The 8311-nt window shown below is 74.0% G+C and carries 6 protein-coding genes and 1 pseudogene; 2 read left to right on the top strand and 5 right to left on the bottom strand.

What is annotated here, in order from left to right:
- Nucleotides 1-14 precede the first annotated feature (14 nt).
- Nucleotides 15-1133, top strand: a pseudogene (locus IH13_RS0126045) (MMPL family transporter); the annotation flags it as partial.
- 120 nt (nucleotides 1134-1253) lie between these two features.
- Here IH13_RS0126045 and IH13_RS0126040 read toward each other — a convergent pair.
- Entirely contained in the window at nucleotides 1254-1715 is a 462-nt protein-coding gene (locus IH13_RS0126040; protein ID WP_031088384.1) for a MarR family winged helix-turn-helix transcriptional regulator, read from the bottom strand.
- A gap of 85 nt (nucleotides 1716-1800) precedes the next feature.
- On the opposite strand from IH13_RS0126040, the gene IH13_RS0126035 reads away from it, so the two are divergent.
- Nucleotides 1801-2172: a VOC family protein gene (locus IH13_RS0126035; RefSeq protein ID WP_031088383.1), complete on the top strand. Its 372-nt coding sequence runs from the start codon at nucleotides 1801-1803 to the stop codon at nucleotides 2170-2172.
- Between the two features lie 19 nt (nucleotides 2173-2191).
- On the opposite strand, the gene IH13_RS0126030 is transcribed toward IH13_RS0126035, so the two are convergent.
- The 4 genes from IH13_RS0126030 to IH13_RS38400 form a co-directional block, all read right to left on the bottom strand.
- Complete coding sequence (locus IH13_RS0126030; RefSeq protein WP_031088382.1) at nucleotides 2192-3985, bottom strand: CocE/NonD family hydrolase; 1794 nt, start codon at nucleotides 3983-3985, stop codon at nucleotides 2192-2194.
- 144 nt (nucleotides 3986-4129) lie between these two features.
- Complete coding sequence (locus tag IH13_RS0126025) at nucleotides 4130-5089, bottom strand: S66 peptidase family protein (protein ID WP_031088381.1); 960 nt, start codon at nucleotides 5087-5089, stop codon at nucleotides 4130-4132.
- Complete coding sequence (locus IH13_RS0126020; RefSeq protein ID WP_031088380.1) at nucleotides 5086-7101, bottom strand: S9 family peptidase; 2016 nt, start codon at nucleotides 7099-7101, stop codon at nucleotides 5086-5088. The genes IH13_RS0126025 and IH13_RS0126020 overlap by 4 nt, the downstream gene beginning before the upstream one ends.
- A 21-nt stretch (nucleotides 7102-7122) precedes the next feature.
- The coding region (locus tag IH13_RS38400) for a M20/M25/M40 family metallo-hydrolase (protein ID WP_031088379.1) at nucleotides 7123-8311 on the bottom strand (1189 nt) is incomplete at its 5' end.

Raw genomic sequence — 8311 nt, 5'->3', positions numbered from 1 at the left:
GATGTGTATAAGAGACAGGCCGGATCGTGGCCCGGCTGCGCGTCCCCGTCCTCGTCCTCGGTGTCGTCGGCCTGGGAGCGCTGGCCCTGCCGGTGCAGGACATGCGGCTGGCGCTGCCCGACGCGGGTACGGAGGCCGTCGGGTCCCCGAACCGCGAGGCCTACGACCTGACCACGGAGGGCTTCGGGGAGGGCTTCAACGGCCGCCTGGTCGCCGTGGTGTCCGGTGAGACCGCGGAGGCGACCGCCCTGGCCGCCAAGGAGGCCGCCGCGCTCATCACCGGCACCGACGGGGTGCTGGCGGTCGCCCCGCCGCAGCTGAACGAGGCGGGGACCACCGCCCTGCTGGCCGTGATCCCGAAGACGGGCCCCACCGCGGCCGCCACCGAGGACACCGTCCACACCATCCGCGAGCGGGTGGCGGGGGTGGACGGCGCCACGATCGCGCTGACGGGTGCCACCGCGGTCGGCATCGACGTCTCCGAGAAGCTCGGTGACGCCCTGCCGGTCTACCTCCTGCTGGTGGTCGGGCTGTCCGTCCTGCTGCTGATGCTCGTCTTCCGCTCGGTGCTGGTACCGGTCAAGGCGGCCCTCGGCTTCCTGCTGACCGTGGGGGCGACGTTCGGTATCACGGTGGCCATCTTCCAGGAGGGCCACCTCGCGGACCTCGTCGGCCTCGACACACCCGGGCCGCTGGTCAGCTTCCTTCCCATCCTGCTGATCGGCATCCTCTTCGGGCTGGCCATGGACTACGAGGTCTTCCTCGTCTCCCGGATGCGCGAGGACTTCGTCCACGGCTCCGACGCCCGGGAGGCCGTCGTCAGCGGGGTCGGCCACAACGCACGGGTGGTCACCGCCGCGGCGGTGATCATGACGGCCGTCTTCGGCGGGTTCGTCCTCATGGAGGACCCGATCATCAAGTCCATCGGGTTCGCCCTGGCGGTCGGCGTGCTCGTCGACGCGTTCGTGGTGCGGATGACCCTCGTACCGGCGGTCATGCACCTGCTGGGACGGGCGGCCTGGTGGCTGCCGCGCCCGGTCGACCGCGCACTGCCCGACCTCGACATCGAGGGCGAGCGGCTGCACCGCGAGATCCCGGTGCCGAGCGCCACGGAGGATCTGGTCAAGGCCTGAGAGCCACTCGCGCGGCAAGAGCCGCGCGGGCGCGAGCCCTGACGGGCCCGCAGGACGGGGACGGTCCCACCTCCCGGCCTGCGGGCCCGTGCCGGTTCCCCGGCCGCTCCCCCGGCCGGATCAGCCTCCGAGCGCCCCGGCCATGCGCTCGAGGTCGACGAGGAGGGCGGCCAGGCGCGGTCGTGGTACGGCGTCGATCATGCGCGCCTCGACGGCGTAGACGGCGGACCGCGCCGCGTCGAGGCGCCGCTGCCCCTCGGCCGTGAGGCGGGCGGGACGGGCCCGGCCATGGTCGGCGGTGGCGGGGCGGGCGATGAGCCCGGCGTCCTGGAGACCGCGCAGGACGACGTTCATGGACTGCCGGGTGACGAACGCGCCGCGTGCGAGTTCGGCGTTGGACAGGCCCGGGCGCAGGTCGAGGAGTTCGAGGCACGAGTACTGCGGAACGGTGAGGCCGTGCTCGCGCAGCGCTCCGTCCATGGCGGCGCGCAGGGCGGCGTGGGCGCGTTTGAGGCGGTATCCGACGTGCTCGGTGACATCCTGGGCGGGGTGCGGCGCGGCCACGGGTTTCCGGTCTTCCATGTCAGCATTTTGACATAGGCCGCTCCCCCGCCTACCGTCCCTCATGTCAAAGTCCTGACATCCCACGTCTTCGAGGAGTTCCGACATGACGGCCACCGTCCACGGCCCCGACTTCATCGCCCTGCAGGTACGCGACGTCGAGGCGGCAGCCACGTTCTACGAGCAGCACCTCGGGCTGCGCAGGGCCCCGGCCTCACCTCCCGGTGCGGTGGTGTTCGACACCCAGCCGATCCCGTTCGCCGTACGCCCGCCGCTGCCGGGGGTGGACCTCGACGCCGTCGCGCGGCCCGGCGTCGGGGTGGCCCTGTGGTTCGCCACCGACGACGCCCAGGGGCTCCACGACCAGCTCGCCGCCGCGGGGGTGACCGTCCTCGCCCCGCCCGCGGACAGCCCGTTCGGCCGCACGTTCACCTTCGCCGGGCCCGAGGGGTACGCCGTCACCGTCCACGGAGGCTGACCGGCCGCGCCGGCGGGGGTCAGGGGGCGGACCCGCCGACCACCGGGAGCTCCAGCAGGCCCGTGTCCTCGGGGGTGCTGGTGACGGTGACCGGCCTCACGCCCCGGTTGCCGAAGTACGCCGTGTCGCTTCCGGCGATCACGAACCGCAGCCGGTGCCCCGTCCCGAACCGGTGCACGATGCCCGGCAGCCGGACGGTGAAGGGCCGGGTGACGTCGGGGACGCGTACCGGCGCCACCAGGCGGTTCACCAGCTTCTGGGTGCCGTCGGACGCCACGTCGTACACCTTGGCGAAGAGGACGAGCCTGTCCGCCGCGTCCCCGCTGTCCTGGACGCGTTCGGTCGCCGGGGAGCCGACCCTCAGGGTCGCCTTCGGGGCCCCGACGACGTCCACCGGGGCGGTGAGCGGAGCACTGGTCCAGCCGAGGTAGGTGCCCTTCGTGTCGTACGGGGCGGGGTCGGACAGCCCGATGAGCCGGGCCAGAGAGCTTTCGGAGTGGCTGGTGGGCAGGGGGCCGTTGGTGTAGCGGCGGCTGCCCGGGGCGACCTGGGAACGGTCGTCCACCAGGGCGCCGTCGCCGGAGAGGTACAGCGTCCGGGAGGCGTCGGGCAGGGCGGCGGCCGTACCGTAACCGCTCGCCCAGTCGCGGTGGTAGGCGAACGCGGGCCCGGTGTCCGCGCTCTCGTCGAGGCGGAGGTAGCGGTCGAACCAGGCGAGGATCCGCTGCCCGACGTAACTGGTGTCCAGGTTGCCGGCGGCGAGGTCCAGCTCGCCGGGGACGAAGCCGCCGCTGTGGCCCCACGCCTGCCAGATCATCTTCGCCGCGGTGCCCTGCGCCTGGAGGGTCCGGTAGGTGGCGGTGGCCTCGTCTAGGTTGAACAGGCTGTCGGCCTGGCCCTGGACGAGCAGCGTGGGCGCCCGGACGCCCGCCAGGTAGGAGACGGGCGAGACGCCGCGCGCGTACGCCAGCATCTCCCGGGTGCTTCCGGCCGGGAGGCGGCCGGAGTTCAGCAGCCGGATCATGTCGCACGCCCGGGTGGCGAAGTGCAGGCAGGTGAGGCGGTTGAACCGGGACGGGTCCAGGCTCGGGACCAGCAGCGGCTGCCCCTCGCCGATGAGGTAGAAGCCGTTGGTCCACTGCCATTTGAAGACGCCGGGGGTGTCGGAGGAGACGCCGTGGCGGGCGCCGGCCGCGTTGGGCGCGAGGGCGTGGGCGAGGTCGTTCCAGGTGACCAGCGGCACCAGGGCGTCCACCCGGTGGTCGGTGGAGGCGGTGGCCAGCTGGACCGCTCCGCCGTACGAGCCTCCGACCATGCCGACGCGCGGGTCACCGGGGCCGTCGGACACGACGTAGTCGGCCTCCGTGCCGTCGTCGGCGGCCCGCGTCCCGGCGAGGAAGTCGATGAGCGCGGAGGCCGCCTTCCCGTCGTCGGCCGGGTCGTCGAGGGTGATCAGGCACCCCGAGCCGCCGAAGCCCAGCCCCGAGTAGACGAGGGAGACGTAGCCGCGCGAGGCGAACGCCCTGCCCAGCGCGTCGGTGGTGCCGTCGGACTTGCTGCCGCCGAAGCCGTTGGTCGCCAGGACCGCCGGGGCGGGGTGCTCCGCGTCGACGCCGGCCGGACGGTAGAGGTCGGCGTCGACCGTGCAGGAGCGGCCCCCGGCCCGCACGGTGAACTCCAAGGGGGTGACGCCGGATTCGGCGGCCACCGCCGGACCCGCGCCGACGAGGGCGGCCGGGGCCAGGAGGGCCGCACCGGTGAGGAGGGCGAGGAGGGCGCGGAGAGGACGGAACCGGGGGACAGCACGCGACACTTGGACCTCCACGCCGAGGGCACCCCACCGACCGGTAAGTAACAGTCGGGCCCATCGTGTGACAGGCGTCACGCCACTGTCAACGCACCGAACAGGTGGTTTCTCGTGACGGTCCCTCGGCCCACGCGTCGGTCCGGCGGGGCCTCAGACCAGGGCGGGGAGTTCGGCGGTGAGCGTGCACCGCCCGCCGTCCACCGGCGCGTCCAGTACGGCCGGTACGCCGAGCGGGACCGTCAGCGCCGTCGGGCCGTGCCCGAAGCCCAGCTCCTCGACGACCGGAATCCCGAGCCCGCCGAGCCGGTCGGCGAGCACCGCGCGCACCTGCGGGTACGGGCCGCAGCCCTCCCAGGACCCGCACGCGACCCCGGCCACCCCGTCGAGCACCCCGGTGCGCAGCAGCCGCGTGAGGACGCCGTCCAGCCGGTACGGGTCCTCGGTGACGTCCTCGATCACCAGCAGGCCGCCCCGGGCCGAGGTGCGGGCGCCCGGAGTGCCGGCGTCGGCGGCGAGCAGGCTCGCACAGCCGCCGTAGGTGACGCCCCGGGCCCGGCCGGGTACCAGCGCCACCGCCCCGTCCAGGCCGAGGGTGCGTACCGACTCCGGCTCGAAGAGGGTGGCGCGCAGAGCTTCCCGGGTGGCCGCGTCCTCGAGGAAGGCCTCGGTGGCGACCATCGGGCCGTGCAGGGTGGAGAACCCGGCCCGCAGCGCGAACGCCTCGTGCAGGACGGTGATGTCGCTGTATCCGACGAACACCTTGGGCCCGGCCGCGCGGATCGCCGCCCAGTCCAGCAGGCCGGCCATGCGGTGCGCGCCGTAGCCGCCCCTGGCGCACAGGACCGCGTCGACCGACGGGTCGCACCAGGCCTCCTGGAGGTCCTGGGCGCGGTGTTCGTCCGTCCCCGCGAGGTAGCTCAGCGTGGGATGCGTGTCCAGGACGTGCGGGGCCACCACGGGGTCGAGGTCCCAGCCGCGCAGCAGGTCGAGTCCCGCCTCCAGACGGTCGGCGGGGACCGGGCCGCCGGGGGCGACGACCGCGACGCGCGCGCCGGGCCGCAAACGCGCCGGGCGCAGCAGGGGCGCGAGCGCCGGGGCCGCATCCGTCACCGGGTGAGCTCCAGGACCGGTACGTCGGTCCGTGCGATGCCGAACGTCTGGAGGTACAGCGAGAGTTCGGCTTCCAACGCCCGGACCAGGGTGCCCGTGCGGCGGAAGCCGTGGCTCTCCCCGGCGAAGGTGAGGTAGGCGTGCGGGATGCCGCGGCCCTCGATCCGGGCGAGGAAGCGCTCGCACTGCACGGGCGGGCAGATCGGGTCGTCGAGCCCCTGGAGCAGCACGAAGGGCGCGGTGAGCCGGTCGGTGCGGTTGATGGGCGAGCGTTCCCGGTAGCGCTCGGGCACCTCGGCGTACGGGCCGACGAGCGATTCGAGGTAACGCGACTCGAAGTCGTGCGTCTCGCCGGTGGCCCAGCCCTCCAGGTCGAGGATGGGGTAGCTGATCGCCCCGCAGGCGTACACGTCCGTGCCCGTCAGGGAGGCGGCCGCGGTCCAGCCTCCGGCGCTGCCTCCCCGGATCGCCAGCCGGGCGCGGTCGGCGGTGCCCTCCTCCGCCAGGGCGAGGGCGACGGCCGCGCAGTCCTCGACGTCGACGACGCCCCACTGCCCGGTCAGCCGTTCGCGGTAGGCCCGGCCGTAGCCGGTGGAGCCGCCGTAGTTCACCTCGGCGACCCCGATGCCCCGGGAGGTGAAGTAGGCGATCTCCAGGTCGAGGACGAGCGCGGAGCTCCCGGTGGGCCCCCCGTGCGCCCAGACGACGTAGGGCGCCTGCTCACCGTCCGGGCCGGTCCGTTCGGGGTTGCGGGGCGGGTAGACGTGGGCGTGGACGTCCCTGCCGCCCGGTCCGGTGAAGGTGCGGACCTGCGGCTCGGGGTAGTAGGCCGGGTCGACGGCGTCCTGGTGGGGTGCGCCGACGGTCCGGGTGTGGCCGGTCGCGGTGTCCAGTTCCACCACCTCGTGCGAGGTGCGGGGGCTCGCGGCGATGCCGATGACCCGGGTGTCCTGCACGGCGAGTGTCGCGGACCACGCGGTCCAGGGGCCGGCCGCGTCGACCAGTTCGCCGGTCTCGGGGTCGAGCAGCCCGAGCGCGGTGGTGCCCCGGCCGTGGATGACGGCGATCAGCCCGTTGTCGAGCAGTCGGAACCAGCGCTGGCCGATCTTCCACAGCGGGCCGCCGAACTCCTCGTTCCGGCCGGAGCTGAGCCGGCTGCTGGGCACGACCGCACCGGCGACGGCGTCCGGCCTGATGCGCTGGAGCTCCCACCAGCCGCTGATGTCGGAGACGAAGACCAGCGAGCCGTCCCGGTCCCACTCCACCTGGACGACCGATTCGCCGATGTCGCCCACGAGCGGCCGTACCCCGGTGAAGGTGCCCTCGGCGGTGACCTCGGCGATCATCACGACCGTGCCCTCCCACGGCATCCGCGGGTGGTCCCAGGCGATCCAGGCGACGCGCCGGCCGTCGTGGGAGAGCTCGGGCCCGGTCACGAACCGGTGCCGGTCGTCGCTGAGTTCGCGTACGGCACCACGGTCGTCGGCGGCCGATCCGTCCAGCGGTACGGCGGCGATCACCCGGCGCACGTCGGTGGGGGACGGTCCGGTGAACTCCTCCAGCACGCACCAGACCTCGCCCCGCGCCCCCCGGTCCGGGTGCAGGTGCGGGTCGACCCAGCGCAGCCCGTCACCGGTGGCGGAGACCGGGGTGAGCGGCCGGGGCGGCTCGGTCCCGTCCGGGGCGTACGCGTACAGCCGCTGGTCTGCGTGGTGGACGAAGACGACGAGCGCGCCGCCCTCCTCGGGCGGGCGCGCCGCACCGGCCCAGGGCACCCCGCCGTACTCGATGACCCGGCTGCGCACGTTCCACGGCTCGGGCAGCACGGTCGCGGTGGTGCCGTCGGCGCGGCGGCGGACCAGGGTGCGGCGGCCGTCCTCGGCGGGGCGTGGTTCCGTCCACCACACCTCCTCGCCGACGGTGTCGGCGAACTCCGGCCTTCCGTCGTGCGAGGCGGCCAGGGCCGCGTCGATCGGTGACGGCCATGTGCCGTACGCCGCTGTGGACACCATGCTCGGTTCCCCCCTCGTGGGTCAGGCGGTACGCAGGAAGTGGTCCAGGACCCGGACGCCGAAGTGCAGGGCGTCGACGGGGACCCGCTCGTCGACGCCGTGGAACAGCGCCTGGTAGTCGAAGCCGACGGGCAGCTTCAGCGGGGAGAAGCCGTAGCCGGTGATGCCCAGCCGGGAGAACTGCTTGGCGTCCGTGCCGCCCGACATGCAGTAGGGGACGGCGTGCGCCCCCGGGTCGAACAGCTCGACGGCCTCCCGCATCCTCGCGAACGTCGGGGAGTCGACCGGGGCCTGGAGGGGGACCTCCCGGTGGTCGAACTCCCAGTGGACGCCCGGTCCGGTCAGCCGGTCGAGGGTCCGGCAGAACTCCTCCTCGCCTCCGGGCACCATCCGCCCGTCGATGTGGGCGGTGGCCCGGCCGGGGATGACGTTGACCTTGTAACCGGCCTCCAGCATCGTCGGGTTGCTGCTGTTGCGGACGGTGGGTGCGACCAGGTCCGCGGCCGGGCCCAGCTTGCCCAGCAGCTCGTCCACGTCGAATCCGGGCGCGTCCGGGTCGGCCTCCACGTGGTGGAGCGCGGCGATCTCGGTGAGCGCCGCGCGGACCGTCGGGGTCAGCCGCACCGGCCACTCGTACGCCCCGATACGGGCGACGGCGGCGGCCACGGCGCTGACCGCGTTGTCCTTGTTGACCTTGGATCCGTGGCCCGCCCTGCCCTCGGCGGTCAGCTTGAGCCAGGCGGTGCCCCGCTCGCCGGCCGCGATGGGGTAGAGCGACATCCCGGGGCCCGCGTGGAAGGTGAAGGCCCCCGACTCGCTGATGCCCTCCGTGCAGCCCTCGAAGAGCTCGGGGTGCCGGTCGGCGAGGAAGCCCGACCCGTCGGCGGCGCTGGCCTCCTCGTCGGCGGTGTAGGCGACCACGATGTCCCGGCGGGGGCGTACGCCGGCCCTGGCCCAGGCTCTGGCCACGGCGAGGACCATCGCGTCCATGTTCTTCATGTCGATCGCGCCGCGCCCCCACACGACTCCGTCACGTACCTCCCCGGAGAACGGGTGGACGCTCCAGTCGGCGGGTTCGGCGGGCACCACGTCGAGGTGCCCGTGGACGAGCAGCGCGTCGGCGGACGGGTCGGTGCCCGGGATGCGCGCGACGACGTTGGTCCGGCCCGGCGTGCGCTCCAGGAGGAGTGGCTCCAGGCCGGTGTCGGCG

It is taken from the genome of Streptomyces sp. NRRL WC-3549 (assembly GCF_000721935.1).
Taxonomy (GTDB): Bacteria; Actinomycetota; Actinomycetes; order Streptomycetales; family Streptomycetaceae; genus Streptomyces.
The sequence above is the reverse complement of the archived record's forward strand: the minus strand, read 5'-3'. Positions and strand labels throughout refer to the sequence as shown.

What these genes read in the sequence shown, in the direction of transcription:
- IH13_RS0126020 (WP_031088380.1), bottom strand. Translation starts at nt 7,101, where the DNA reads ATGGTGTCCACAGCGGCGTACGGCACATGGCCGTCACCGATCGACGCG.
- IH13_RS0126035 (WP_031088383.1), top strand. Translation starts at nt 1,801, where the DNA reads ATGACGGCCACCGTCCACGGCCCCGACTTCATCGCCCTGCAGGTACGC.
- IH13_RS0126040 (WP_031088384.1), bottom strand. Translation starts at nt 1,715, where the DNA reads ATGGAAGACCGGAAACCCGTGGCCGCGCCGCACCCCGCCCAGGATGTC.